We start from the raw sequence: 25,359 nt of genomic DNA on the forward strand, positions 1-25,359 counted from the left end.
TTGTTTAGGGCGGTAGCACCGGTGCGACGCAGAGCCAAGGCCCCCGCCTCCCCCCTCCCCCAGCGTGACGGGATCGATCCCGTGCGGGTCCGGCTGCCGGAGGATCCGGAGCGGCGCTGGGACACCGTGCGCGCGCACCTGCTCGACCGGTACGCGGCGGCCGTCGGGGCCGCGCGGGTCGAGGCGATGCTGCGTGAGGGCCGGTTCGTCGGGGTGGACGGGGCGGCGGTCGACGGGGACGAGCCGTACGCGGCGGGGCGCCGGCTCTGGTTCCACCGGGACTTCCCCGCCGAGGAGCGGGTGCCGTTCGAGATCGGGGTGGTCCACCGGGACGAGCGGATCCTGGTGGCGGACAAGCCGCACTTCCTGGCGACGATGCCGCGGGGCCGCCATGTCACGGAGACGGCGCTCGCGCGGCTGCGGCGGGAGCTGGGGCTGCCGGCCTTGCAGCCCGCGCACCGGCTGGACCGGCTGACGGCGGGGCTCGTGCTCTTCGTCGTACGGCCGGAGGACCGTGGGGCGTACCAGACGCTGTTCCGGGACCGGCGGGTGCGCAAGGAGTACGAGGCGGTCGCCGCGTACGACCCGGGGGTGCGGCTGCCGGTGACGGTGCGGAGCCGGATCGAGAAGGAGACCGGGGTGATGGCCGCCCGGGAGGTGCCGGGCGAGCCGAACAGCGAGAGCCGGATCGAGCTCGTGGAGCGGGCGGGCGGGTCCGCCCGGTACCGGCTGCTGCCGGTGACCGGGCGGACCCATCAGCTGCGGGTGCACATGAACGCGCTGGGGTTGCCGATCCGCCACGACCCCGTGTACCCGGTGGTCCGGGAGGACGGGCCGGAGGACCTGGGGCGGCCGCTGCAACTGCTGGCGCGGACGCTGGAGTTCACCGACCCGTTCTCGGGTGAGGAGCTGCGGTTCGAGAGCCGGCTGCGGCTCAGTGGCCTCGGTTGATCCACTCCTCCAGGTGCGGGGCCTCCGCGCCGATGGTGGTGCTGTCGCCGTGGCCGGTGCGGACCACCGTCTCGGGCGGCAGGGTGAGCAGCCGCTCCCGGATCGAGTCGACGATCGTCGGGAAGTCCGAGTAGGACCGTCCGGTCGCGCCGGGGCCGCCCTGGAAGAGGGTGTCGCCGGTGAAGACGGTGCCCAGGTCGGGGGCGTGGAGGCAGACCGCGCCGGGGGCGTGGCCGGGGGTGTGCAGGACGTGCAGGTCGGTCCCGGCGATGGTGAGGACCTGACCGTCGGCGAGGTCGCCGTCCGGGGTGTGGTCGGGGTGGGTGAGCTTCCACAGCGGCTGGTCGGCGGGGTGGAGCAGGATCCGGGCGCCGGTGGCGGCGGCGAGGGCCGGGGCCGCGTCGATGTGGTCGTCGTGGGCGTGGGTGCAGATGATCGCGCGCAGGGCGCGGCCGTCGAGGGCGGCGAGGATGGCCTCGGCGTCGTGGGCGGCGTCGATGACGACGGCCTCGGTGTCGTCGCCGACGATCCAGACGTTGTTGTCCACCTCCCAGGTCCCGCCGTCGAGGCTGAAGGTGCCGGAGGTGACCAGGTGGTCGATGCGGGTGGTCATCAGAGGATCACCACCGAGCGCAGGACGTCGCCCTCGTGCATGCGCCCGAAGGCCTTCTCGACGTCGCCGAGGCCGATGGTCTCGGTGACGAAGGCGCCGAGGTCGATGCGGCCCTGCTGGTGCAGGTCGATGAGCATCGGGAAGTCGCGGGAGGGCAGGCAGTCGCCGTACCAGGAGGACTTGAGGGCGCCGCCGCGGCCGAAGACGTCGAGGAGTGGCAGTTCGAGCTTCATCTCGGGGGTGGGGACGCCGACGAGGACGACGGTGCCGGCGAGGTCGCGGGCGTAGAAGGCCTGGCGGTAGGTCTCGGGGTGGCCGACGGCCTCGATGACGACGTCGGCGCCGAAGCCGCCGGTGAGCTCGCGGATCGCCTCGACGGGGTCGCCGGTGCGGGAGTCGACGGTGTGCGTGGCGCCCATCTCGCGGGCCTTGGCCAGCTTGCGGTCGTCGATGTCGACGGCGATGATCCGGGCCGCTCCGGCGAGCCGGGAGCCGACGATCGCCGCGTCGCCGACGCCGCCGCAGCCGATGACGGCGACGGTGTCGCCGCGGCCGACGTCGCCGGTGTTCAGGGCGGCGCCGATGCCGGCCATCACGCCGCAGCCGAGGAGTCCGGCGACCTCGGGGGCGACGGCCGGGTCGACCTTGGTGCACTGGCCCGCGGCGACCAGGGTCTTCTCGGCGAAGGCGCCGATGCCGAGCGCCGGGGAGAGCTCGGTGCCGTCGAGCAGGGTCATCTTCTGCCGGGCATTGTGGGTGTCGAAGCAGTACCAGGGGCGGCCGCGCAGGCAGGCCCGGCACTGGCCGCACACCGCACGCCAGTTGAGGACGACGAAGTCGCCGGGGGCGACGTCGGTGACGCCCTCGCCGACCGACTCGACGACGCCCGCCGCCTCGTGGCCGAGGAGGAAGGGGAACTCGTCGTTGATCGCGCCCTGCTTGTAGTGGAGGTCGGTGTGACAGACGCCGCAGGCCTGGATCTTCACGACGGCCTCACCGGGCCCGGGATCGGGGATCACGATCGTCTCGACCCGGACCGGCTCGTTCCTGCCGGGGGCGACGACCCCCTGGACCTGCTGCGCCATCGTGGACTTCCCTTCCACCGAAACGGTGACCCGCGTTACGGATGTGACGATATCGGCCAGGTTACGCGGAGGCCGCAACCTTCGTCCCGTCGGTCGCCGTCTCCCGGGCCAGCAGGCATGACACAGCCTCAGGGGGAATCGATGACCAGTGAACTCGAACCGTATGTGGACCCGTTGACCGTCCCGCCGGTGCTCCGCCCGGAACCGGGCGACGACACGGCCGAGATCGAGATCGCGCTGCGCCCGACGTGGGTACGGATGCACCGGCAGCTGCCGCCCACGCTGATGTGGGGGTACGAGGGGAGCGTCCCGGGCCCCACCATCGAGGTGCGGCGGGGGCAGCGGCTCCGGGTGGCGTGGAACAACCGGATCCCGCACGGCAGCGAGTACCCGGTGACCGTGGTCGAGGTGCCGCGGACCGAGGGACGGCCGGATCCGCACAACCGGCCGGGCCGGGAGGGCGTGGAGCCGGTCCAGGAGGTGGCGGCGCTGCCCGCCTGGGCGGTGACGCACCTGCACGGGGCGCAGACCGGCGGCGGCAACGACGGGTGGACGGACAACGGGGTCGGCTTCGGCGGCGCGCAGCTGTCGGAGTATCCGAACGAGCACCAGGCGGTGCACTGGTGGTACCACGACCACGCCATGAACATCACCCGGTGGAACGTGTACGCGGGGCTGATGGGCACCTATCTGGTGCGGGACGAGGAGGAGGACGCGCTGGGGCTGCCGTCCGGGGAGCGGGAGCTGCCGCTGGTCCTGGCGGACCGCAATCTGGACGCGGACGCGGACGGGGAGCTGAACGGGCGGCTGCTGCACAAGACGACGCGTCTGGTGGCCAGCCACCCGGAGACGGGGAAGCCCGTCGGGCTGCCGTTCCTCGGCCCGTACACGACGGTGAACGGCACGATCTGGCCGTATCTGGAGGTGCTGGACGGCTGGTACCGCTTCCGGCTGGTGAACGCGTCGAACGCGCGGACCTACGACCTGGTCCTCGTCGACGAGGACGACCGGCCGATACCGGGGGCGGTGCACCAGATCGGCAGTGACGGCGGGCTGCTGCCGCGCCCGGTGTCCTTCGACTTCGAGGAGGGCGACGGGGGCGCGGAGAGCGTGGCGCCGCTGACGATCGCCCCGGCCGAGCGCTTCGACCTGCTGATCGACTTCCGGGGCTGGGCGGGGCAGCGCCTGCGGCTGGTGAACAAGGCCGTGGGGCGTGAGCCGGGGGTGCCGGACGCGACGCTGAGCGTGCCGTATCCGCAGGTGATGGAGTTCCGGGTGGGTGAGGGGGCCGAGGATGGCGGCTGCGACGGTTTCGCGCTGCCGCCGGTGCTCTCGGGGTCCTTCCGGCGCTACGACCACGCGCACATCGAGCACGGGCACCGGCTGGTGGTGCTGACGCCGCCGGGGACGGTCGGCGGCGGCGGGCATCCGGAGATGTGGGAGATGGAGGAGGTCCCGGAGGGCGAGGGGGCCAAGCTGCGGCTGCCGGCGAACGGGGTGATCCAGCTCCAGTCGGCGGACGGCAAGGTGCGCACGTACCGGCGCAAGGCCCGGACGTTCAACGACGGGCTCGGGTTCACGATCGGCGAGGGCTCGTACGAGCAGTGGTCGTTCCTGAACCTGGCTCCGGGGCCGCTGATGCATCCGATGCACATCCACCTGGCGGACTTCCAGGTGATGGGGCGGGAGGCGTACACGACGGACGGCTTCGACGCGACGGTGGGGGGTTCGCGCGGGCCGCTGCGGTTCGATCCGGGGCGGCCGGTGCCGGTGCCGGCGAACGAGGCCGGCTGGAAGGACGTGTTCCGGGTGCCGGGCGGGGAGCTGGTGCGGGTGCTGGGCCGGTTCGACGGGGCGTACGGCCGGTTCATGTACCACTGCCATCTGCTGGAGCACGAGGACATGGGGATGATGCGTCCGTTCGTGGTGGTGCCTCCCGAGGTGCTGCCCTTCGACCACGGTGCGGGGCACGGCCACGGGCACGGCGGCCACTGAGGTGCCGGACCGTCGGTGAGGACGGAGAGGCCCCCGCGAGCGGTGTGCTCGCGGGGGCCTCCTCCCGTGGGGGGTCTCAGTCGCGGGCGTGGCCCGCGGTCGCGCGGACCCGGCCGCGGACCAGGAACCAGCCGCCGACCAGGGCCGCCGCGATGAGCGGCAGACAGGCGACGGTGGTGCGGCCGACGCCGCCGGCCATCCACATGAGGACGAGGACGGTGGCGAGGAAGGCGAGCGTCACGAGCTGGGTGTACGGGGCCCAGGGCAGGTTGTAGCCGGGGCGGGTGACCTTGCCCGCGCGGGCGGCGCGCCAGAAGAGCAGCGAGCAGACCATGATCATCGCCCAGGTGCCGATGATGCCGATCGAGGCGAAGTTGAGGACCAGTTCGAAGGCCTCGCCGGGCATCACGTAGTTGAGGGCGACGCCGAGGACGCCGAAGCCCGCGGTGAGCAGGATGCCGCCGTAGGGCACGCCGCCCTTGTTCATGACGCCGGTGAACTTGGGCGCGGAGCCGGCCAGCGACATGGAGCGCAGGATGCGGCCGGTGGAGTACAGGCCCGAGTTGAGGCTGGAGAGGGCGGCGGTGAGGACGACCAGGTTCATCACGCCGGCGGCGCCGGGGATGCCCAGCTTGTCGAAGACGGTGACGAAGGGGCTCTGGTCGCCGGAGTAGGCGGTGTACGGGAGGATCAGCGCGAGCAGGACGACGGAGCCGACGTAGAAGAGGCCGACGCGCCACATGATCGAGTTGATCGCCTTCGGCATGATCTTCTCGGGGTGCTCGGTCTCGCCCGCCGCGACACCGCACAGCTCGACGGAGGCGTAGGCGAAGACGACGCCCTGGATGAGCAGCAGCATCGGCATCATGCCGTGGGGGAAGACGCCGCCGTTCTCGGTGACGTTGGCCAGGCCCGGGGTGTGGCCGCCGACCTCGTGCTGGGTGACGACGAGGTAGATGCCGACGAGCATGAAGGCGACGAGTGCGGCGACCTTGACGATCGCGAACCAGAACTCCATCTCACCGAAGTACTTCACGGAGATGAGGTTGGCGGTGAGGACGACCGCGAGGGCGATCAGGGCGAGGATCCACTGCGGGACGTCGCTGAACATCGCCCAGAAGTGGGCGTAGGTGGCCGCGGCGGTGATGTCGGCGACGGCGGTGGTCGACCAGTTGAGGAAGTAGAGCCAGCCGGCCGTGTAGGCGCCCTTCTCGCCCATGAACTCCCGCGCGTAGGAGACGAAGGCGCCGGAGGAGGGGCGGTAGAGCACGAGCTCGCCGAGGGCCCGGACGACGAAGAAGGCGAAGAGGCCACAGACCGCGTACGCGATGAAGAGCGAGGGTCCGGCGCTGGCCATGCGGCCGCCGGCACCGAGGAAGAGGCCGGTGCCGATGGCGCCGCCGATGGCGATCATGTTGATGTGCCGGGACTTGAGGTCCTTGCGGTATCCGGCGTCGCCGGCGTCGATGTGGGGGGACGCCGTGGAGGCGGCGGCCGCCGGGGCGGCGGACTGCTGCCCGGCCGCGGTGACGCGGTCACTCATGGAGTTGGTCGCCTTCGTGAGGGGGAGGGTCGTGCGGTACCCGGGCGCGCCTCGTGGGGGTCTCCCCGGAACGGCCCGCGCACATCCTCACGGCAACCGGCCGCCACTGACTGTGACGGGCGTCACTGAACGCCCGGATTTGAGCTAGTTCAGAGCTTGCGGCGCTCAGGGAGCGAGGACGTCCAGCTCCTTGAGCGCGCCGACCGCGATCTCCCGGGTCAGCGCCTCGGCGCGGACCGCGTCCCGCTCCCGTACGGCCTCGGCGACCTGGACGTGGAGGGTGACGGCGGCCGGGTCGGGGTCCTCGAACATCACCTGGTGGCGGGTGCGCCCGCTGAGCACCTCGGCGACCACGTCCCCGAGCCGGGCGAACATCTCGTTGCCGGAGGCGTTGAGGACGACCCGGTGGAAGGCGATGTCGTGCACCAGGTACTCCTCCAGGCGGCGCCCGCGCGAGGTGGCGACCATGCCGAGGGCCTCCTCGGTGAGCTCGCGGCACTGCTCGGGGGTGGCGTGGAGGGCGGCTAGTCCGGCGGCGACCGGCTCGATCGCGGAGCGCAGCACGGTGAGCGAGCGGAGCTGGCGGGGGCGGTCGGTGCCGGCCAGGCGCCAGCGGATGACCTGGGGGTCGTACACGTTCCAGCGCTCGGTCGGCAGCACGATGACGCCGACCCGGCGGCGGGACTCGACGAGGTACATGGACTCCAGGACGCGGACGACCTCGCGCACGACGGTCCGGGAGACCTCGAAGCGCTCGGCGAGCTCGTCGCTGCGCAGCACGGCGCCGGGCGGGTACTCCCCCGCGGTGATCGCGAGGCCCAGGGCGTTCAGGACGTGCGGGTGGAGCCCCTGGGCCGTTGTCGTCATGGTGGCCAGCCTATGCGTGATCACACGTGTGATCACGCCGGGAAGAATAAGTACGACTTATTCGTCACAGAGTCTTGAATACGTCGTACCCAACAGGTTTCATGAGCGCGACGGATCGATGTCGAAGAAGACAGCGAGGCAACCCCCCATGAGCACCACCCCCCAGCCCGGCCCGGCCGGCCCCCCGGTCGTCGTCGTGATGGGCGTCGCCGGGACCGGCAAGACGACCATCGGGCCCCTGGTCGCCGAGGCGCTCGGCCTTCCGTACGCGGAGGGCGACGACTTCCACCCGGCGGCCAACGTGGCCAAGATGTCCGCCGGGACCCCCCTGGACGACACCGACCGGGAGCCCTGGCTCGACGCCATCGGGCGGTGGGCGCACACCCGGGCCGGACTCGGCGGTGTGGTGAGCAGCTCCGCGCTGAAGCGGATCTACCGGGACCGGCTGCGCGCCGCGGCCCCCGGCGTGGTCTTCCTCCATCTGACCGGCGACCGGGAGCTCATCGAGCGGCGGATGGCCGCCCGCAAGGGCCACTTCATGCCGACCGCGCTCCTCGACTCGCAGTTCGCCACCCTCCAGCCGCTCGGGGCGGACGAGGCGGGCGTCGCCGTCGACGTGTCCGGCACCCCCGAAGAGATCGCCCGGCGGGCCGTCGCCGCACTGCGCCGCCTCGCTCCCTGACCCCCATCCCCACTTCCTTTCGGCCTTCCTTCCCCCCTCTTTTCCGCTCCCCGTCCTGCTTCCCCTTCCCCCAAGGACCCCACCGTGACCAGTCTCAGCGTCGAGATCCTGGCAGCGGACGCCGCCGAACCCATCACCTCGGCAGGCAACGCCCAGCTCGGCATCGCCGTCCTCGCCGGCATCGCCGTCATCGTCCTGCTCATCACCAAGTTCAAGATGCACGCGTTCCTGGCGCTGACCATCGGATCGCTGGCGCTCGGCGCGTTCGCCGGCGCCCCGCTCGCCGCCACCATCAAGTCCTTCACGGCCGGACTCGGCAGCACCGTGGCCGGTGTCGGCGTGCTCATCGCGCTCGGCGCGATCCTCGGCAAGCTGCTCGCCGACTCCGGCGGCGCCGACCAGATCGTCGACACGATCCTGGCCAGGACCGGCCGGCGCGGCATGCCGTGGGCGATGGTCCTGATCGCCTCCGTGATCGGCCTGCCGCTCTTCTTCGAGGTCGGCATCGTGCTGCTGATCCCGGTGGTGCTGCTGGTCGCCAAGCGCGGCAACTACTCGCTGATGCGGATCGGCATCCCGGCCCTCGCCGGCCTGTCCGTCATGCACGGGCTCATCCCGCCGCACCCCGGCCCGCTCGTCGCGATCGACGCGGTCGGCGCCAACCTGGGCGTCACCCTCGCCCTGGGCCTGGTCGTCGCGATCCCCACCGTGATCATCGCCGGTCCGGTCTTCTCCCGGTACGCCGCCCGCTGGGTGGACATCCCGGCCCCCGAGAAGATGATCCCCACGCGCCCCTCCGAGGAGCTGGAGAAGCGCCCCGGCTTCGGCGCCACCGTGGCCACCGTGCTGCTGCCGGTCGTCCTCATGCTGGTGAAGGCGCTCGTCGACATCGTCGTCGACGACCCGGAGAACGGCCTGCAGAAGGTCACCGACGTCATCGGCTCCCCGCTGATCGCCCTGCTCGCCGCCGTCATAGTCGGCATGTTCACCCTGGGCCGGGCGGCCGGTTTCACCAAGGAGCGTCTCTCCTCCACCGTCGAGAAGTCGCTCGCCCCGATCGCGGGCGTGCTGCTGATCGTCGGCGCGGGCGGCGGTTTCAAGCAGACCCTCATCGACATCGGCGTCGGCCAGATGATCCTGGACTTCTCCGAGAACTGGTCGATTCCTGCCCTGCTGCTCGCCTGGCTGATCGCGGTCGCGATCCGGCTCGCGACCGGCTCGGCCACGGTGGCGACGATCTCGGCGGCCGGCCTGGTGGCCCCGCTGGCCGAGGGCATGTCGACGGGCGAGGTCTCGCTGCTCGTCCTCGCGATCGGTGCCGGTTCGCTCTTCTTCAGCCACGTCAACGACGCGGGTTTCTGGCTGGTGAAGGAGTACTTCGGGATGAACGTCGGCCAGACGATCAAGACCTGGTCGGTGATGGAGACCATCATCTCGGTGGTCGGCATCGTCTTCGTGCTGCTGCTGTCGCTGGTGATCTAGCGACGGGCCGGTGAGGTGGCGCCGGCCCATCTGTCGAGGCCCTGGAGTGCGGTGATCCGTACTCCAGGGCCTCGGCCGCCCCGTCAGCCGACCTCCTTCAGCCGGCGTCCGTCAGCGGGCGCCCGTCAGCCGACCGCCTGCGCCGCCGCCCGGCCCGCCGCGCGTCCGGAGAAGAGGCAGCCGCCGAGGAAGGTGCCTTCGAGGGAGCGGTATCCGTGCACCCCGCCACCGCCGAAGCCCGCCGCCTCGCCCGCCGCGTACAGGCCGGGCAGCGGCTCGCCGGTCTCGGTGAGGACGCGGGAGGAGAGGTCGGTCCGCAGGCCGCCGAGGGACTTGCGGGTGAGGATGTTCAGGCGGACGGCGATCAGCGGGCCCGCCTTCGGGTCGAGCAGGCGGTGCGGGGTGGCCGTACGGATCAGGCGGTCGCCCAGGTACCTGCGGGCCCCCCGGATCGCCGTGACCTGGAGGTCCTTGGTGAAGGGGTTGGCGATCTCCCGGTCGCGGGCGGTGATCTCGTGGCGCAGCGCCGCCTCGTCGATCAGGTCCTCGCCGGTGATCCGGTTCATGCCGCGGACCAGGGCGGCCAGGTCGCGCTCGACGACGAAGTCGGCGCCCTTGTCCATGAAGGCCTTCACCGGGGCGGGCACGTCCGCGCGGGCGCGGCCGATGACGTCGCGGACCGACTTGCCGGTGAGGTCGGGGTTCTGCTCGGAGCCCGAGAGGGCGAACTCCTTGCCGATGATCTTCTGGTCGAGCACGAACCAGGTGTGGTCGTGGCCGGTCCGCATGATGTGTTCGAGGGTGCCGAGGGTGTCGAAGCCCGGGAAGAGCGGGACGGGCAGCCGCTTGCCGGTCGCGTCGAGCCAGAGCGAGGACGGGCCGGGCAGGATCCGGATGCCGTGCCGGGCCCAGATGGGGTTCCAGTTCTCGATGCCCTCGGTGTAGTGCCACATCCGGTCGCGGTTGACGTGGTGCGCGCCGGCCTTCTCGGCGATGCCGAGCATCAGGCCGTCGACGTGGGCGGGAACCCCGGAGAGCATGCGGGCGGGAGGCGTGCCGAGCCGCTCGGGCCACTGCGCGCGGACCAGGTCGTGGTTGCCGCCGATGCCGCCGGAGGTGACGATCACGGCCTGGGCCCGCAGGGTGAACGCGCCGGTGGCCTCGCGGTCGCTCGCGGTGCCGCGCGGGGCGGCGGAGGGGGCCAGGATCTCGCCGGTGACGGTGTCGAGGCTGCCCGCCGTGCGGGCCAGCCCGGTCACCCGGTGCCGGAAGCGGAAGCGGACCAGGCCACGGGCCACGCCCTCGCGGACCCGGGCCTCGAAGGGGGCGACGAGGCCGGGGCCGGTGCCCCAGGTGATGTGGAAGCGGGGGACGGAGTTGCCGTGGCCGTTGGCGTCGTAGCCGCCGCGCTCGGCCCAGCCGACCACCGGGAAGAAGCGGACGCCGAGGCCGTGCAGCCAGGAGCGCTTCTCGCCGGCCGCGAAGTCGACGTACGCCTCGGCCCAGCGGCGTGGCCACGCGTCCTCGGGGCGGTCGAAGCCGGCGGTGCCGAGCCAGTCCTGGAGGGCCAGGGCGTGGCTGTCGCGGATCCGCATCCGGCGCTGCTCGGGCGAGTCCACGAGGAAGAGGCCGCCGAAGGACCAGTGGGCCTGGCCGCCGATCGACTGCTCGGGTTCCTGGTCGAGCAGGATCACGGACCGGCCGGCGTCGACCAGCTCGGCGGTGGCGACGAGTCCGGCGAGACCGGCTCCGATGACGATGACGTCGGCGTCGTAGGCAGGGGGCATGGACCGCATCTTGGATACACCGATGTATCCAGTCAACGGTTCGAGGCACTTTGCCCTCGACTTTCCAGGGGGCGACCACCCTCCCGTTTTCTAATGCCGGGCATTAATATGGATGTATGGCAAGGACGTCAGGGCCCGAGACCCGGGAGAAACTGATCCGTGCGGCGGAGCAGGTCTTCGCCGCCCAGGGCGTCGACGGCGCCCAGCTGCGGGACATCGTGGCACTCGCCGGACAGGGCAACCCGTCCGCCGTCCAGTACCACTTCGGCTCCCGGGCAGGACTGCTCGACTCCGTGATGGCCGGCCGCCAGCTGCGCACCGAGCAGGTGCTCGCCCCGCTGCTCGCCGCCGCCCCCGACGAGCCGCACGAGCTGGTCGCCGCGCTGGTCAGCGCCGAGTCGAGCGAGCTGCGCACCGACCGGGGCCGGCGCTGCCTGCGGATCTCCGCGCAGCTCAGCCACGAGAGCGGGGTCCGCACCCGCACCCCACACCCCACGCTCGCCGGCACCGCCTACTGGCGCCTGATCGAGCGCCTGGAGACCTGCCTGGCCGGCGCCGGGCTGCCCGAGCCGCTGCGCCTGGAACGCCTCGACCTGGCGCTGACCGTCGTCGGCGCGGCGATGGCCGACCGGGCCCGGCAGTACCTCGACGGCACCGAACCGCTCACCGGAGAGGCGCTCTTCCTCGCCGATCTGGTCGAGACCACCACGGCGCTCCTCCTGGCCGCACAGTCCCGGAGCGGCGCCCACCCCCGAAGGCCCCGAAAGGACCCCTCATGAGCGAGAACACCCCCGCGCGCCAGCCGCACGACCTGACCGGCCGGACCGTCATCGTCACCGGCGGCGCCCGTGGCCTGGGCGCCGAGGCCGCCCGGCAGGCCGTGGCCGCCGGCGCCAACGTCGTGCTCACCGACGTGCTCGACGAGGAGGGCAAGGCGACGGCCGCCGAGCTGGGCGAGCGGGCCCGCTTCCTCCACCACGACGTGACCTCGGAGGAGGAGTGGGCGGCGGCCGTCGCGTACGCCGTCGAGGAGTTCGGCGGGCTGCACGGTCTGGTGAACAACGCCGGCATATCGACCGGCGCGCTCCTGGAGACCGAGTCGGTCGAGCACTTCCGCAAGGTCCTCGACATCAACCTGACCGGCGTCTTCATCGGCATGAAGGCCGCGATCCCCGCGCTGCGGGAGGCCGGTGGCGGCTCGATCGTCAACATCTCCTCGGCCGCCGGCCTCATGGGCCTCGCGCTGACCGCCGGCTACGGCGCCTCCAAGTGGGGCGTGCGCGGGCTCACGAAGATCGGCGCGGTGGAGCTCGGCACCTCGCGGATCCGCGTCAACTCGGTCCACCCGGGCATGACGTACACCCCGATGACGGCCTCCGTCGGCATCGAGAAGGGCGAGGGCAAGTACCCCAACACCCCGATGGGCCGGGTCGGCGAGGCGCACGAGATCGCGGGCGCGGTCGTCTTCCTGCTCTCGGACGCCGCGTCGTACGTGACGGGCGCGGAGCTGGCGGTGGACGGCGGCTGGACGACCGGTCCTACGGTGAAGTACGTGATGGGCCAGTGAGCCCGGCCGCGTGATCCCCCGCACCTGACCGGTGACCGGGACCGGTGACCCGGGACCGGTGGTTTCATGGGGCGCATGAGCGCTGCCGATGAAGTCCTCGACGTCGTCGACGAGAACGACCGGGTGGTCGGACAGGCCCCGCGCGGTGAGGTGTACGCGCGGGGCCTGATCCATCGCTGCACCTTCATCCGGGTGCGGGACGGCGAGGGGCGGGTCTTCGTCCACCGCAGGACCCCGACGAAGCTGGTCTACCCGTCGCTGTACGACATGTTCGTCGGCGGGGTCGTGGGCGCGGGCGAGTCCTACGACGCCGCCGCCCTGCGGGAGGCCGAGGAGGAGCTGGGCGTGTCCGGGCTGCCCCGGCCCGTGCCGCTGTTCCGTTTCCTGTACGACTCCGGGGGCGTCGCCGGCAAGTGGTGGTCGGCCGTGTACGAGGTGCGCTGCGAGCTGCCCGTACGGCCGCAGGTGGAGGAGGTGGCCTGGCACGCCTTCCTGCCGGAGGAGGAGCTGGAGGCGCGGCTCGCCGACTGGGAGTGGGTGCCGGACGGCCTCGCCGCGTACGAGCGGCTGCGGGGGCTCCGGGCGGGGTGAGCCGGACCGGGGCGCGGGGACGCCGTCGGGCGGTGTGATCATCCGACGGATAGGGTGCCCGGGTGAGCGCATTCATACAGAGCCTGCGGCTGTGGTTCGCGCCGCAGCGCCTCCGGGAGGAGGGCGAGACCCCCGACTACCGCTTCTCCCTGGCCAACGAGCGGACCTTCCTCGCCTGGATCCGGACCGCGCTCGCGCTGATCGGCGGCGGCTTCGCCGTGGACCAGTTCCTGCCGGACCTGCGCTGGGGCGTCCGGGTCGGGCTCGCGCTCGCGCTGCTCGCGGCCGGTGTGCTGTGCGCGCTGCGCGCCGTGAACCACTGGGTGCGCTGCGAGCGGGCCATGCGGCGCGGGGAGGACCTGCCGACCTCGCGTTTCCCGGCGGTGCTGAGCCTGGCGGTGGCGGTGGTCGCGGTCGCGATGGTGGTGGTCGTCGTCTTCGGCTGGGCCGGACGGTGACCGGCGCGGGCGACGGGGGCGGGCCGGCCCTCCGGGACCCGGGGCTCCAGCCCGAGCGGACCCGGCTGGCCTGGCGGCGCACCACCCTGTCGTGCACGGTGGCGGCGGTACTCGCGGGCAAGCAGGCGATCCACGAGGGCGTGACGGCGACCGGTGTGCTCGCGGCGGGGCTCTCGGCCCTGGTGTGGATCGGCTTCCTCGCGGTGGCGCACCGCAGGATCCAGTCGCTCGGCGCGGCGCGGCCGCGGCAGCTGTCGCTGCGGAGCGCCTGGCTCGCGGCGCTGTGCACGATCGCGTTCGCCGGGTTCGGGGTGGCGGTCCTGCTGTGAGGCGGGACGCCGCCGAGCACGCGCACCCCTCTGAAGAAACGGACGTAACGGACTAGCCTGAGAGGGTCAGCCGACCCTCGCAGAGGCAAAGTCATGACCGTCACCCATCACGAGCACGCCACCCACGCCCACAGCCACGGTCCGACCTGCGGGCACACCGCCGTCCCCCACCGGGACCACACGGACTACGCGCACGACGGGCACCTGCACCGTGAGCACGCCGGGCACTGGGACGAGTGCGAGTCCTCCCTGCACGTGGCGCACACCCACCCCGACCACACCCACGGGCCGGAGTGCGGGCACACCGCCGTCCCGCACGGCGACCACGTCGACTACGCCCACGACGGGCACCGGCACGCGGAGCACGGCAACCACTGGGACGACCACTGACCCCAGCGCCGCCCGGCGCCGCCCCGGCTTCCCTCGGACCCGGCCCGACTGGCACCCTTCCCCTGTCCAGTCGGGCTCTCATCCGGGGGAACTCCTTTGCCTGCCAACGATCCTTACGTGGTCGCGCTCGCGCCGAACGTCCACGCCTTCGTCCAGCCCGACGGCGGCTGGTGCCTGAACAACGCCGGTTTCCTCGGCGACGGAGGCGAGACGCTGCTCGTCGACACGGCCGCCACCGAGCGGCGGGCCCTGCTGCTGCGCGACGCGGTCCGCGAGGCCGGGCTCGCCGCGCCGCGCACGATCGTCTCCACGCACCACCACGGCGACCACACGTACGGCAACGGGGTGTTCCAGCCGGAGGCGCGGATCATCGGGCACGAGAACTGCCGGGCCGAGCAGCTCGCCGCCGGGCACCAGCTCCATCTGCTGTGGCCGCAGACCGACTTCGGCCGGGTCGAGATCCTGCCGCCGCACCTCACGTACCGGGATTCCCTCACGCTGTACGTCGGCGAGGTGGAGGTACGGGTGATCCACCCGGGCCCGGCGCACACGACGGGCGACTCGATCGTCCATCTCCCCGGGCACGGCGTGGTCTTCACCGGCGACCTGGTCTTCCACGGCGGCACGCCCTTCCTGCCGATGGGCTCGCTCGCCGGTTCGCTGCGCGCGCTCGACCTGCTGCGCTCGCTCGACGCGCCCACGGTGGTGCCCGGGCACGGCCGGGTGACCGACCCCTCCGCGTACGACGCGACCGAGCGGTATCTGCTGTGGGTGCGGGAGCTGGCGCGGGAGGGGCACACGAAGGGGGCGACGCCGCTGGAGACGGCCCGGGGCGCGGAACTCGGCGAGTTCGCCGCGTGGCGGGAGAGCGAGCGGCTGGTCGCCAACCTGCACCGGGCGTACGCGGAGCTGGACGGCCTGCCGGAGGGGCATCCGCTGGACCCGGTGGCGGTCTTCGGGGACATGGCCGCGATGAACGGCGGGGTACCGGTCGCCTGCCACGCGTGACGGCGGCGCGCCGGTCGCCTCCACGCACGCGGCGGCCGGCGGCGGCGCGCCCGTCCCTCAGCCCGCGGCGGCCCGGCGCGGGGCCGGCGCGAGCCCGCCGCGTCCCCCGCTCCCGTAGCGCACCGCCGTCCCCTCTGGACGACATACCGACTGGTCGGTCATCATGAACCCCGACGCCGATCCCGGAGGTATCCCCGTATGAGCTCCACCCCGCCGCCCGGTTCCCCGCCGCCCGGTCTCGACCCCGAGCGGCTGCGCGGCTTCCTCGACCGCGAGCGGCCCGGGCTCGTCGGCGGCCCCCTCACGGCCCGGCTGATCGAGGGCGGCCGGTCGAACCTCACGTACCGGGTGACCGACGGGACCGGCCGATGGGTCGTGCGACGGCCGCCGCTCGGGCACGTGCTCGCCACCGCGCACGACATGAGGCGCGAGCACCGGGTCATCAGCGCCCTGCGGAGCACCGCCGTGCCCGTGCCGGAGACGGTCGTGCTCTGCGAGGACGAGTCGGTGCTCGGAGCGCCGTTCTACGTCATGGAGTTCGTGCCCGGCACGCCGTACCGCTCGGCGGCCGAGCTCGCCCCGCTCGGCGCCGCCCGCACCCGCGAGGCCGTCCTCGGGCTCGTCGACACCCTCGTCGACCTGCACGCCGTGGACCCGGCCGCCGTCGGTCTCGACGACTTCGGGCGTCCCGAGGGCTTCCTCGACCGGCAGCTGCGCCGCTGGGGCAAGCAGCTCGCCGCCTCCCGGGGCCGCGAACTGCCGGGCATCGACGAGCTGCACGCCGCTCTCGGGCGCGGCCTGCCCGCCTCGCCCGCGCCGGCCGTCGTCCACGGCGACTACCGGCTGGACAACGTCCTCATCGGCGAGGACGACCGCATCAAGGCCGTCCTCGACTGGGAGATGTCCACCCTCGGCGACCCGCTCACCGACCTCGGGCTGCTCGTCATGTACAGCGCGCCCCTGGAGCTGCCGGACTCCCCCATCTCGACCACCGCGTCCGCCGCCGGCCACCCCACGCCCGGCGAGCTGATCGAGCGCTATGCCGCCCGCTCCGGCCGGGACACCGGCGCCGTCTCCTGGTACACGGCCTTCGCCTGGTTCAAGCTGGCCGTGATCCTGGAGGGCATCCACTACCGCTACACCCTCGGGCAGACCGTCGGCGCCGGCTTCGACCGCATCGGCGAACTCGTCCCCGTCTTCATCGAGCACGGCCTCACCACCCTCCAGGAAGGCTGACCCGTCATGGACTTCGCGTACGACGCCCGCACCGAGGAACTGCGGGCGAAGCTCCTCGCCTTCATGGACGAGCACGTGTACCCCGCCGAGGCCGTCGCCCACGAGCAGCGCGCCCGGCTCGCCTCCCCGTGGGCCACGCCCGCGGTCGTCGAGGAGCTGAAGGCCGAGGCCAGGCGCCAGGGGCTGTGGAACCTCTTCCTGCCCGACGAGGAGTACGGGGCGGGGCTCAGCAACCTCCAGTACGCGCCGCTCGCCGAGATCACCGGCCGCAGCCCCCAGCTGGCCCCCACCGCCCTCAACTGCGCCGCCCCCGACACCGGGAACATGGAGGTGCTCGCCCAGTTCGGCGACGAGGCGCAGCGCAAGCAGTGGCTGGAGCCGCTGCTCGCGGGCGAGATCCGCTCGGCGTTCGCCATGACCGAGCCCGAGGTGGCCTCCTCCGACGCGACCAACATCGAGACCCGGATCCGGCGGGACGGCGACTCGTACGTCGTCGACGGGCGCAAGTGGTACATCTCCGGGGCGATGAACCCGGACTGCAAGGTCTTCATCGTCATGGGCAAGACCGACCCGGACGGCGCCGACCTCCGCCGCCAGCAGTCGATGATCCTGGTGCCCCGCGACACCCCCGGCGTCGAGGTGCGCCGCGCGATGCAGGTGTACGGCTACGAGGACCACTCCCACGGCGGCCACGCCGAGGTGGTCTTCGACGGCGCCCGGGTCCCGGCCGGGCACCTGATCGGCGAGGAGGGCGGCGGCTTCGCCATCGCCCAGGCCCGGCTCGGCCCCGGCCGGATCCACCACTGCATGCGGCTGATCGGCATGGCCGAGCGGGCGATCGAGCTGATGTGCCGGCGCGCGGTCTCCCGTACCGCGTTCGGCAAGGCCATCGCCCAGCAGGGGGTCGTGCAGAACTGGATCGCGGACGCCCGGGTGACGGTCGAACAGCTGCGGCTGCTCGTCCTCAAGACGGCCTGGCTGATGGACACCGTCGGCAACCGGGGCGCGCACACCGAGATCCAGGCGATCAAGATCGCGACCCCGCGCGCGGTGGTCGACATCATCGACAAGGCCGTCCAGGTGCACGGCGCCGGCGGGGTCTCCCAGGACTTCCCGCTGGCCGAACTGTGGGCCGGGGCGCGCACCCTGAAGCTGGCGGACGGGCCCGACGAGGTGCACCAGCGGTCGCTGGCCCGCCGGGAGCTGAAGAAGTACCTCTGAGTCCGCCGCTCCCGCCCGTCCCGCCGGGGCGGGCTACGGGCGCAGCGCCCGCAGCAGGAGGTCGGCCAGGTGGTCGGCCACCTGCTGCGGGGTGAGCGGGCCGTCGGGGCGGTACCAGGTGGACAGGTGGTGGACCGACCCGAAGTGGTAGTCGACGACCAGGTCGGCAGGGGTCGCCGCGGAGAACACCCCGGCCTGCTGGCCCTCCTCGATCAGGGCACGGAACCGCTCGTGGTAGCGGCGCCGCTCGGCCCGTACCTGCTTGTTCTTCTCCGGGCTGAGGTGGTGCATGGAACGGAAGAAGATCGCGGCGTCGTCGAGGTTCTCGATCGTGGTGACGACGACGTCGGCGGCGGCGTCCCGCAGGCGCCCCTCCACCGGGGCGTCGGCGCCCGCGAAGGCGTCGAGCCGCTCCTGCTGGAGGCGCAGCACCCGGGAGTAGACCTCCTGGAGCAGGTCCTCCTTGGAGCCGAAGTAGTGGTAGAGGGCGCCCTTGGTGACGCCCGCCGCCTCCACGATCTCCTGGACGGAGGTCCGGTCGTAGCCCTGCTCCGCGAAGAGCCGGGTGGCGGCGGCGAGGAGCCTCTGGGGGACGGGGACCCCGTTGCCGTCCGTCGTCCTGGCCATGCTCCGCCTTCTTTCGTCCATGCCGGTGCTCACTTCCGGGACCGCAGGTCCCGCCTGAGGATCTTCCCACTTGTCGTCTTGGGCAGCTCCGCCAGGATCTCGACCTCGCGCGGGTACTTGTACGCGGCGAGCCGCTGCTCACAGTAGGCGGAGAGCTCGTGGGGACCCGCATCGGCGCCGGGCCGCAGGCTCACGTACGCCTTGACCGTCTCGCCGCGGTAGGCGTCGGGCACGCCGACGACGGCGGCCTCGCGGACGGCCGGGTGGGTGTAGAGGACGTCCTCGACCTCGCGCGGCCAGACCTTGAACCCGGAGGCGTTGATCATGTCCTTCTTGCGGTCGACGACGTACAGCCAGCCGTCCGCGTCCATGAAGCCGATGTCGCCGGTGCGCAGCTCCCCGTCGGGGAAGGTCGCCGCGGTGGCCTCGGGCAGGCGCCAGTAGCCGGGGACGACCTGGGGGCCGCGGACGGCGATCTCGCCCTGCTCGCCGAAGGGCACCTCGGCGCCGTTCTCGTCGAGGATCCGCACGACGGTGTCGGGGCCGGGGACGCCCACCGAGAGGGTGCCGGAGGCGGGGTCGACGGGCGCCTCGGACTGCGGCGGCACGGAGGCGCAGGGGGCGGTGCACTCGGTGAGGCCGTAGCCGTTGCGCAGGTACGGGCCGAAGCCGGCGCGGAACTTCTCGACGAGCGCGGGCGGCACGGGCGCGCCGCCCGAGGACATCACGAGGAACGAGGAGAAGTGGCCGGGGGTGGCGTCCGGGTGGGCGGCGAGCGCCATGTAGGCGGTGGAGGGGCCGACGGTGTAGGCGGGCCGGTGCTCCAGGAAGGCGTCCAGGACGACGCCGGCCTCGAAGCGGTAGGCGAGGGCGAGGGTGCCGCCGTTGGCGAAGCAGGCGCCGAGCTCGCAGACGAGTCCGGTGATGTGGAAGAGCGGCGCGAGCGCGAAGTAGACGGCGCCCTCGGGGACGGGGTGGCCGGTGCGCTGGCGTTCGGCGTTGTGGACGATGCCCCGGTGCAGGTTGAGCGCGCCCTTGGGGGTGCCGCTGGTGCCGGAGGTGTAGCTGATCAGGGCGATGTCGTCGGTGGCCGGCTCGCGCCCCTCCGGTGCCGGGTGTCCCGCGCGGGCGACCGTGAGAAGGTCCTCCGCACCCTGGAGGGCGTCGGCCGCGACCTGGTCGAAGCCGAGGACGCGGGGGTCGTCGCGGGTCTGGAACTCGCGCTCGAAGGCGGTGAGGGCGGTCCGGACGCCGGCCTCGGCGGCGGTGTCGCGGAGGAAGGCGTCCCAGGCGCGGTCGGAGCAGACCAGCGCGGTGGCGCCGGAGTCCCGCAGGGCGTGGCCGACCTCGCCCGCCTTGTACATCGGGTTGAGCGGGACGACGGTGGCGCCCGCCTTCCAGGCGCCGAGGAGGGCGAGGACGAAGTGCGGGCTGTTCTGGAGCATCACCGCGACCCGGTCGCCGCGCCCGACGCCCCGGGCGGCCAGGTGTCCGGCGACGGAGTCGGAGAGGGCGTCCGCCTCGCGGTAGGAGACGCGGCCGTCGAAGTAGGCGAGGGCCGGGTGGTCCGGGGTGCGCGCGGCGGCGGCACGGAAGGCGTGCAGGGTGGTGGGCGGCGGGCTGATGGGCGCCCGCTGGGCCGCGCTGAGCCGCCCGAGCCAGGGCTTGGCGGCGTAGATCGATCCCGTACCGCCGACGCCGTACGACTCCGGCGCGTGCCGCTCCTGACCCTGCCCCTCGTCCTGCTCCCGCTCCCGCTCCTGGCCCTGACCCTCACCCTGCCCCTGCCCCTGCTCTCGCTCCTGCCGGCTCACGCGCCCGCCCCTTCCCACTTCCGCTGGATGTGGTTCATGGTGCCCAGCCATCGTTCGGGCTCGGTCGCCCGGGTCCGGTAGTAGTCGGCGACCTCGGGATGCGGCAGGACGAGGAAGCGGTCGGCGGCCATGGCGTCGAAGAGGGCGTCGGCGACGTCCTCGGGCTCGATGGCGGTGGGGGCGAGGACGAGTTCGCCGGCGGTTCCGGAGGCGGTGAGCATGTCCGTACGCACGCCCTGCGGGCAGATGGCGTGGACCTTGAGGCCGCGGTGGCGGTAGGTCAGGGAGAGCCATTCGGCGAAGGCGTACGCGCCGTGCTTGGAGACGCTGTACGGGGCGGCGCCGATCATCGTGAGCAGTCCGGCGGCGGAGACGGTGGAGACGAAGCGGCCGGTGCCGCGCTCCAGCCAGTCGGGCAGCAGCGCGCGGGCGGCCCGGACGTGGGCCATGACGTTGACGTCCCAGGCGGCGGCCCAGACCTCCTCGTCGGCGAAGGCGTCGCCGGGCGAGGCGAGTCCGGCGTTGGCGCACCAGACGTCCACGGTGCCGCCGAGCGCGGCGCGGGCCTCCTCGACGATCCCGGAGGCGTCCCCGGGGACGGCGAGGGCGCCGATCTCGTCGGCGACGGCCTTGGTGCGGCCGGGGTCGAGGTCGTTGACGACGACCCGGGCCCCTTCGGCGGCGAACCTGCGGGCGAGTGCGGCGCCGATGCCGCCGCCCGCGCCCGTGACGACCACTGCGGCGCCCTCGACGCCTTGCACCGTACTCATCGGCGGCCCACCTCTCCGTTGCGGTTGTGCGGGCAGACTAACCGGTCGGTATGGAGCCGGGGAAGACTCCGGCGGTACGCCTCGTTCCGCGCGGCCCGGTGGAGCGCTAGCGTGCGTGGCCATGTCAGGGAAGGCGATCAAGGAGGTTTCCGCATGAGCCTGTCCAGACGTGACCTGCTGGCCGCGGGCGGTGCGCTCGGCGCCGCGGCGGCGGCCGGTACGGGGTCGACCGCGGCGGCCCTTACGGGGTCGGCGACGGCGCACGCGGCCCCGGGCGGCGCCGCCGGGGAGGGCGCCCGGGGCCACCGGGTCCGCACCGGGTTCGAGCGGCTCGCCGCCGACGGGTACGCGCGGCTGGCCGAGCAGCGGGTCGGCGTGGTCACCAACCCGACCGGCATCACCGCCGACGCCCGGCACATCGTGGACGTGATGCACGCCGACGAACGCGTCGACCTGGTCGCCGTCTTCGGCCCCGAGCACGGCTTCCGCGGCACGGCGCAGGCCGGCGGCTCGGAGGGGCGGTACGACGACCCGGCGACCGGGCTTCCGGTCTACGACACGTACCTGAAGAGCGGTCAGCCGCTCGCCGACGTGTTCACCGCCTCGGGCGTGGACACGGTCGTCTTCGACATCCAGGACGTCGGCGCCCGCTTCTACACGTACATCTGGACGCTCTACGACTGCATGGTGGCGGCCTCGCGCGCCGGGAAGCGCTTCGTGGTCCTGGACCGGCCGAACCCGGTGACCGGCCGGGCCGCGCTCGGCCCCGTCCTGGACCGGGCGTACGCGACCTTCGTCGGGCGCGAGCCCATCGCGCAGGCGCACGGGATGACGGTGGCCGAGCTGGCCCGCCTCTTCAACGGCGAGTTCCTGGCGAGGCCGGTGGAGCTGGAGACGGTGACGGCGACCGGCTGGCGGCGCGGGGAGTTCTTCGGCGCCACGGGGCTGCCGTGGGTGCCTCCCAGCCCCAACATGCCGACGCCCGACACGGCGCTCGTCTACGCGGGCACCTGCCTCTTCGAGGGCACCAACCTCTCCGAGGGACGCGGCAGCACCCGCCCGTTCGAACTGCTCGGCGCGGAGGGGATCGACGGCCGGTGGGCGGCGGCGGCGAACGCCCTGGAGCTGCCCGGGGTGCGCTTCCGCGAGGCGTACTTCGCGCCGACCTTCTCCAAGTTCCAGGGGAAGACGGTGGGCGGGCTCCAGCTGATGGTCCACGACCCGGCGGCCTTCGACCCGGTACGCACCGGGATCGCGCTGCTCGTCACCGCGCGCCGGAGCTGGAGCGGATTCGCGTGGCGGCCGGACAACTGGATCGACAAGCTGACCGGTTCGAGCCGGGTGCGCACGCTGATCGACGCCGGCGCGACGGCGGACGAGGTGGCGGCGGCCTGGGAGACGGACCTGGCGGCGTTCCGGACGGTGCGGCGGGAGTACCTGCTCTACCACTGACGGGGGGGTGACCCCCGGACGGTCACGGGGGCGGGCCGGATGTCCCGGCCCGCCCCCGGCGGGTTGGCTGAGGTCATGAGCACTTCCTTACGACGCCGACGCCTCCGCCGACGCCCCCTGACCGTCCTGCTCGCCGCCCTGTGCGTGGGCCTGCTCGCCCCCACGACCCCGGCCCTCGCCGACGGGCCACCCAACCCCGATCCGGCGCGCGAACTCGCGGCCACCGCACGCCCGTTGACCGACACCCGGACCCTGGAACGGATCGTCGGCGACGCGAAGGTCGTCGGCGTCGGCGAGGCCACGCACAGCTCGGGCGAGTTCTTCCGCGCCAAGCACCGGATCTTCGAACAGCTCGTGGAGCGGCAGGGGTTCACCACCTTCGCCCTGGAGGCGAACTGGAGCACCGGCCTGCTCGTCGACGACTACGTGCGCTCCGGCAAGGGCGACATCCGGAAGATCATGCGGGACGAGTTCCAGAACGCGTACGGCTTCTGGAACACCGAGGAGTACCTCGACCTGTTCACCTGGATGCGACGGCACAACCAGCGCCACCCGGACCACCCGGTGCGGTTCATGGGCAACGACCTCGGCTACGCGGGCCCCGGCCTGTTCGACCGGGTCACCGACTACGTGGCCCGGACCCGGCCCGAGCTGCTCCCCCGCTTCCGGGAGCTCTACCGGGGATCCCGGCCGACCGGCACCGTCGACGCCTGGATGAACGCCTACCTGGCAAGGCCGCTGGCCGAGCGCAGGGCGATGGCGGCGGACGCCGACCGGGCCCTCGCCCTCCTGGAGCGGCAGCAGCCGGCCGGGAATGACCGCGCCGCCCGCGCGGCCCGCGAGGCGCACGCGTGGGCGGTGCAGCACGCCCGGGCGATCGCCCAGGTCGGCACGGAGTACGCGTACGACCTGACCGGCGAGAGCGGCAAGGACGAGGTCGCGCAGGCGATGCTCTACCGCGACCGGATCATGGCCGAGAACACGGTGTGGTGGCAGCGCCGCACCGGCGACCGGATGGTGCTGTCCGCGCACGACGGGCACATCGGCTACGAGACCACCCATCCCGACCAGTACCCGCGCGTCCAGGGCGCGTTCCTGCGGGACGCGCTCGGCAAGCGGTACGTGACCATCGGCGCCACCTTCGGGCGGGGCTCGTTCAACGCGCACGACACGGGGACTCCGGGCGAACCCGTACGGGAGTTCACCGTCGGCCCGCTGGGCGCCGACAGCAACGAGCGGGTCCTCGACCGGGTCTCGTCCCGCCCCTTCCTGCTGGACCTGCGGACCGCGACCCCGGCCGCCCGGGAGTGGCTGTCGGCGGCCCGGCCGACGCGGTCGATCGGCACGGCGTTCCCCTGGGAGGGCGACGTGGTACGGGTACGGCTCTCGACCGCGTACGACGCCGTCGTGCACTTCCCCGAGATCTCGGCGGCGCGGTACCTCGGCTGACGACTGCCCGTCCCTCCGCGGGGGAAGAATCCCGGTGCCGACGGCACACCTCGACGCGGAGGGACGGGGCCATGACCGGGATGAGTGTCGGGCCGTACCGCGAGATCACCTTCGACAAGGACGGCGACAGCCCGGGCGGGCCCACCGGACAGGCGGCCGGGCTCGCGGAGCTCGCCCGCCAAGGCTGCACGGATCTGCTGGTGTTCGCCCACGGCTGGAACAACACGCCTGCCGTGGCGACCCGTTTCTACTCGGCGTTCTTCGCCCCCTTCCCCGGCCTCCAAGGGCCCGGGGTGCGGCTCGGCTACGCGGGGGTGGTCTGGCCCTCGATGATGTTCTCCGACGAGCCCGTCCCCGACTTCACCTCCCTCGCGGCCACCGTGCCCGGGAAGACGGCGGTGGTGGCGCGGCTCGCGGAGCTGACCGGCACGGAACCGGCGCGGGAGTCGGCGTTCGCCGAGTTCGCCGCGCTGCTGCGGGAGCTGACGGACACGGACCGGCCGGGGTCGCTGGGCCCGGACGCCGACGTCCCGGCCTTCCTCGTCGCCGACCCGCTGACGACGTACGCGGCGTTCGCCGCCGCGGACGGCTCGGAGAGATCGGACGGGTCGGAGGGGTCAGAGGGGTCAGAGGGGTCAGAGGGGTCAGAGGGGTCGGAGGAGTCAGAGGGTTCGTACGGCGAGGGCGGCGAGGGTGGCTCGGACGGCGAGGCGCTGTTCGGTGGCGACCGGGTGAAGCGGCTGTGGAAGGGCGCGAAGGAGGCGCTGCGCCAGGCCACGTACTACACGATGAAGCGCCGCGCGGGCGTCGTCGGCGCCCGGGGCCTCGGCCCGGTGCTCGGCGAACTCGCCCGTACCGCCCCGGGTCTGCGCGTCCACCTCGCCGGGCACAGCTTCGGCGGCCGGCTGGTCGCGCACGCCCTGCTGGGACTGCCCGACGGCACCCGCACCGTGAAGTCGGTCACCCTCCTCCAGGGCGCCTTCTCGCACTACGCGTTCGCCGCCCGCCTCCCGCACGCCCCCGGCCGCGGCGGCTCCCTGCCGGACCTCCAGCGCCGGGTGGACGGCCCCCTGGTGGCCTGTCACTCCCGCCACGACACCGCGCTGCGGGTGTTCTATCCGCTGGCCTCCCGGCTGTCGCGCGACGACGACGCGCTCCTCGGACAGGACGGGCGCCGGTGGGGCGCGGTCGGCTACGACGGCATTCAGGCCGTTCCCGGGGCGTCCGCCCGCACCCTGGGTGCGGTGCTGCGGGACGGGCTGCCCGGGTCGGGGTGCGTGAGCGTGGACGCGGCGGAGGTGGTGTCGGAGCACAGCGACGTCTGCCACCCGGAGCTGGCCGGGGTGGTGGCGAGGGCGGGGCGTTTCGGCGGCTGAGCGGCGGATCGGCGGGCCCGCGCGGGGGGCCGGTTCCGGCCGTCGGAGGGCCGCCGACGGCCGCCA

At 73.0% G+C, this 25,359-nt stretch carries 24 protein-coding genes; 16 read left to right on the top strand and 8 right to left on the bottom strand.

Annotated elements, in window-relative coordinates:
- Nucleotides 1-21: 21 nt before the first annotated feature.
- Entirely contained in the window at nt 22-951 is a 930-nt protein-coding gene (locus tag ACZ3ZE_RS32250; RefSeq protein ID WP_363292122.1) for a pseudouridine synthase, read from the top strand.
- On the opposite strand, the gene ACZ3ZE_RS32255 is transcribed toward ACZ3ZE_RS32250, so the two are convergent.
- Together ACZ3ZE_RS32255 and ACZ3ZE_RS32260 are read right to left on the bottom strand one after the other, a co-directional pair.
- Nucleotides 935-1,564: an MBL fold metallo-hydrolase gene (locus ACZ3ZE_RS32255; RefSeq protein WP_361169857.1), complete on the bottom strand. Its 630-nt coding sequence runs from the start codon at nt 1,562-1,564 to the stop codon at nt 935-937. The two genes, ACZ3ZE_RS32250 and ACZ3ZE_RS32255, sit on opposite strands and share 17 nt — an antisense overlap.
- On the bottom strand, nt 1,564-2,649 hold the full coding sequence (locus tag ACZ3ZE_RS32260; protein WP_361169860.1) for an S-(hydroxymethyl)mycothiol dehydrogenase: 1,086 nt from the start codon (nt 2,647-2,649) through the stop codon (nt 1,564-1,566). The genes ACZ3ZE_RS32255 and ACZ3ZE_RS32260 overlap by 1 nt, the downstream gene beginning before the upstream one ends.
- Before the next feature lie 141 nt (nt 2,650-2,790).
- Here ACZ3ZE_RS32260 and phsA point away from each other — a divergent pair, with 141 nt between their 5' ends.
- The gene (phsA, locus tag ACZ3ZE_RS32265; RefSeq protein WP_467261632.1) at nt 2,791-4,644 is read left to right on the top strand and encodes an O-aminophenol oxidase PhsA; all 1,854 of its coding nucleotides are present in this window, start codon (nt 2,791-2,793) and stop codon (nt 4,642-4,644) included.
- 76 nt (nt 4,645-4,720) lie between these two features.
- Here the strand turns inward: phsA and ACZ3ZE_RS32270 are convergent, their stop codons facing one another.
- Together ACZ3ZE_RS32270 and ACZ3ZE_RS32275 are read right to left on the bottom strand one after the other, a co-directional pair.
- Entirely contained in the window at nt 4,721-6,187 is a 1,467-nt protein-coding gene (locus ACZ3ZE_RS32270; RefSeq protein WP_361169866.1) for an amino acid permease, read from the bottom strand.
- 165 nt (nt 6,188-6,352) lie between these two features.
- The gene (locus ACZ3ZE_RS32275; protein WP_361169869.1) at nt 6,353-7,054 is read right to left on the bottom strand and encodes a FadR/GntR family transcriptional regulator; all 702 of its coding nucleotides are present in this window, start codon (nt 7,052-7,054) and stop codon (nt 6,353-6,355) included.
- A gap of 148 nt (nt 7,055-7,202) precedes the next feature.
- Between ACZ3ZE_RS32275 and ACZ3ZE_RS32280 the strand changes: the two genes are divergently transcribed.
- Both ACZ3ZE_RS32280 and ACZ3ZE_RS32285 read left to right on the top strand, forming a co-directional pair.
- Nucleotides 7,203-7,736 carry a gluconokinase gene (locus ACZ3ZE_RS32280; protein WP_361169872.1) on the top strand — a complete coding sequence of 178 codons (534 nt, stop codon included), beginning with the start codon at nt 7,203-7,205 and terminating at the stop codon, nt 7,734-7,736.
- An 84-nt stretch (nt 7,737-7,820) separates the two neighbouring features.
- Entirely contained in the window at nt 7,821-9,218 is a 1,398-nt protein-coding gene (locus ACZ3ZE_RS32285) for a GntT/GntP/DsdX family permease (RefSeq protein WP_361623283.1), read from the top strand.
- Nucleotides 9,219-9,343: 125 nt separating this feature from the next.
- On the opposite strand, the gene ACZ3ZE_RS32290 is transcribed toward ACZ3ZE_RS32285, so the two are convergent.
- Nucleotides 9,344-11,005, bottom strand: a complete 1,662-nt coding sequence (locus ACZ3ZE_RS32290; RefSeq protein WP_361169878.1) for an FAD-binding dehydrogenase — start codon at nt 11,003-11,005, stop codon at nt 9,344-9,346.
- 116 nt (nt 11,006-11,121) lie between these two features.
- Here ACZ3ZE_RS32290 and ACZ3ZE_RS32295 point away from each other — a divergent pair, with 116 nt between their 5' ends.
- From ACZ3ZE_RS32295 to ACZ3ZE_RS32335, 9 genes are all read left to right on the top strand, one after another.
- Nucleotides 11,122-11,784, top strand: a complete 663-nt coding sequence (locus tag ACZ3ZE_RS32295) for a TetR/AcrR family transcriptional regulator (protein ID WP_467261634.1) — start codon at nt 11,122-11,124, stop codon at nt 11,782-11,784.
- Nucleotides 11,781-12,572 (top strand): glucose 1-dehydrogenase, encoded by a 792-nt coding sequence (locus ACZ3ZE_RS32300; protein ID WP_361169884.1) that lies wholly within the window; start codon nt 11,781-11,783, stop codon nt 12,570-12,572. The genes ACZ3ZE_RS32295 and ACZ3ZE_RS32300 overlap by 4 nt, the downstream gene beginning before the upstream one ends.
- A gap of 75 nt (nt 12,573-12,647) precedes the next feature.
- Complete coding sequence (locus ACZ3ZE_RS32305) at nt 12,648-13,163, top strand: NUDIX hydrolase (RefSeq protein WP_361623277.1); 516 nt, start codon at nt 12,648-12,650, stop codon at nt 13,161-13,163.
- Between the two features lie 62 nt (nt 13,164-13,225).
- Complete coding sequence (locus tag ACZ3ZE_RS32310; RefSeq protein WP_361169890.1) at nt 13,226-13,621, top strand: YidH family protein; 396 nt, start codon at nt 13,226-13,228, stop codon at nt 13,619-13,621.
- A complete protein-coding gene (locus ACZ3ZE_RS32315) occupies nt 13,618-13,950 on the top strand; it encodes a DUF202 domain-containing protein (RefSeq protein ID WP_361169893.1) in 333 nt (110 codons plus the stop codon). Before ACZ3ZE_RS32310 ends, ACZ3ZE_RS32315 begins: the two co-directional genes overlap by 4 nt.
- Nucleotides 13,951-14,043: 93 nt before the next feature.
- Nucleotides 14,044-14,340, top strand: coding sequence for a hypothetical protein (locus tag ACZ3ZE_RS32320; protein ID WP_361169895.1), 297 nt, complete (start codon nt 14,044-14,046; stop codon nt 14,338-14,340).
- 96 nt (nt 14,341-14,436) lie between these two features.
- Complete coding sequence (locus ACZ3ZE_RS32325) at nt 14,437-15,348, top strand: MBL fold metallo-hydrolase (RefSeq protein WP_361623271.1); 912 nt, start codon at nt 14,437-14,439, stop codon at nt 15,346-15,348.
- Nucleotides 15,349-15,546: 198 nt separating this feature from the next.
- On the top strand, nt 15,547-16,584 hold the full coding sequence (locus ACZ3ZE_RS32330) for a phosphotransferase family protein (protein WP_361169901.1): 1,038 nt from the start codon (nt 15,547-15,549) through the stop codon (nt 16,582-16,584).
- A 6-nt stretch (nt 16,585-16,590) separates the two neighbouring features.
- Complete coding sequence (locus tag ACZ3ZE_RS32335; protein WP_442306139.1) at nt 16,591-17,805, top strand: acyl-CoA dehydrogenase family protein; 1,215 nt, start codon at nt 16,591-16,593, stop codon at nt 17,803-17,805.
- A gap of 33 nt (nt 17,806-17,838) precedes the next feature.
- Here ACZ3ZE_RS32335 and ACZ3ZE_RS32340 read toward each other — a convergent pair whose 3' ends face one another.
- From ACZ3ZE_RS32340 to ACZ3ZE_RS32350, 3 genes are all read right to left on the bottom strand, one after another.
- Nucleotides 17,839-18,432, bottom strand: coding sequence for a TetR/AcrR family transcriptional regulator (locus tag ACZ3ZE_RS32340; protein WP_361169907.1), 594 nt, complete (start codon nt 18,430-18,432; stop codon nt 17,839-17,841).
- A 29-nt stretch (nt 18,433-18,461) separates the two neighbouring features.
- Complete coding sequence (locus ACZ3ZE_RS32345) at nt 18,462-20,111, bottom strand: AMP-binding protein (RefSeq protein WP_361170254.1); 1,650 nt, start codon at nt 20,109-20,111, stop codon at nt 18,462-18,464.
- A gap of 131 nt (nt 20,112-20,242) precedes the next feature.
- The gene (locus ACZ3ZE_RS32350) at nt 20,243-21,016 is read right to left on the bottom strand and encodes an SDR family oxidoreductase (protein WP_361169910.1); all 774 of its coding nucleotides are present in this window, start codon (nt 21,014-21,016) and stop codon (nt 20,243-20,245) included.
- Between the two features lie 153 nt (nt 21,017-21,169).
- Between ACZ3ZE_RS32350 and ACZ3ZE_RS32355 the strand changes: the two genes are divergently transcribed.
- The 3 genes from ACZ3ZE_RS32355 to ACZ3ZE_RS32365 all read left to right on the top strand — a co-directional run bounded on the left by ACZ3ZE_RS32355 (nt 21,170) and on the right by ACZ3ZE_RS32365 (nt 25,293).
- Entirely contained in the window at nt 21,170-22,468 is a 1,299-nt protein-coding gene (locus ACZ3ZE_RS32355; protein WP_467261636.1) for an exo-beta-N-acetylmuramidase NamZ family protein, read from the top strand.
- A 75-nt stretch (nt 22,469-22,543) separates the two neighbouring features.
- Entirely contained in the window at nt 22,544-23,917 is a 1,374-nt protein-coding gene (locus tag ACZ3ZE_RS32360) for an erythromycin esterase family protein (protein ID WP_467261638.1), read from the top strand.
- A 71-nt stretch (nt 23,918-23,988) separates the two neighbouring features.
- Nucleotides 23,989-25,293 (top strand): alpha/beta hydrolase family protein, encoded by a 1,305-nt coding sequence (locus tag ACZ3ZE_RS32365; RefSeq protein WP_467261640.1) that lies wholly within the window; start codon nt 23,989-23,991, stop codon nt 25,291-25,293.
- Nucleotides 25,294-25,359 lie beyond the last annotated feature (66 nt).

The organism is Streptomyces sp. NPDC023157, from assembly GCF_055560575.1.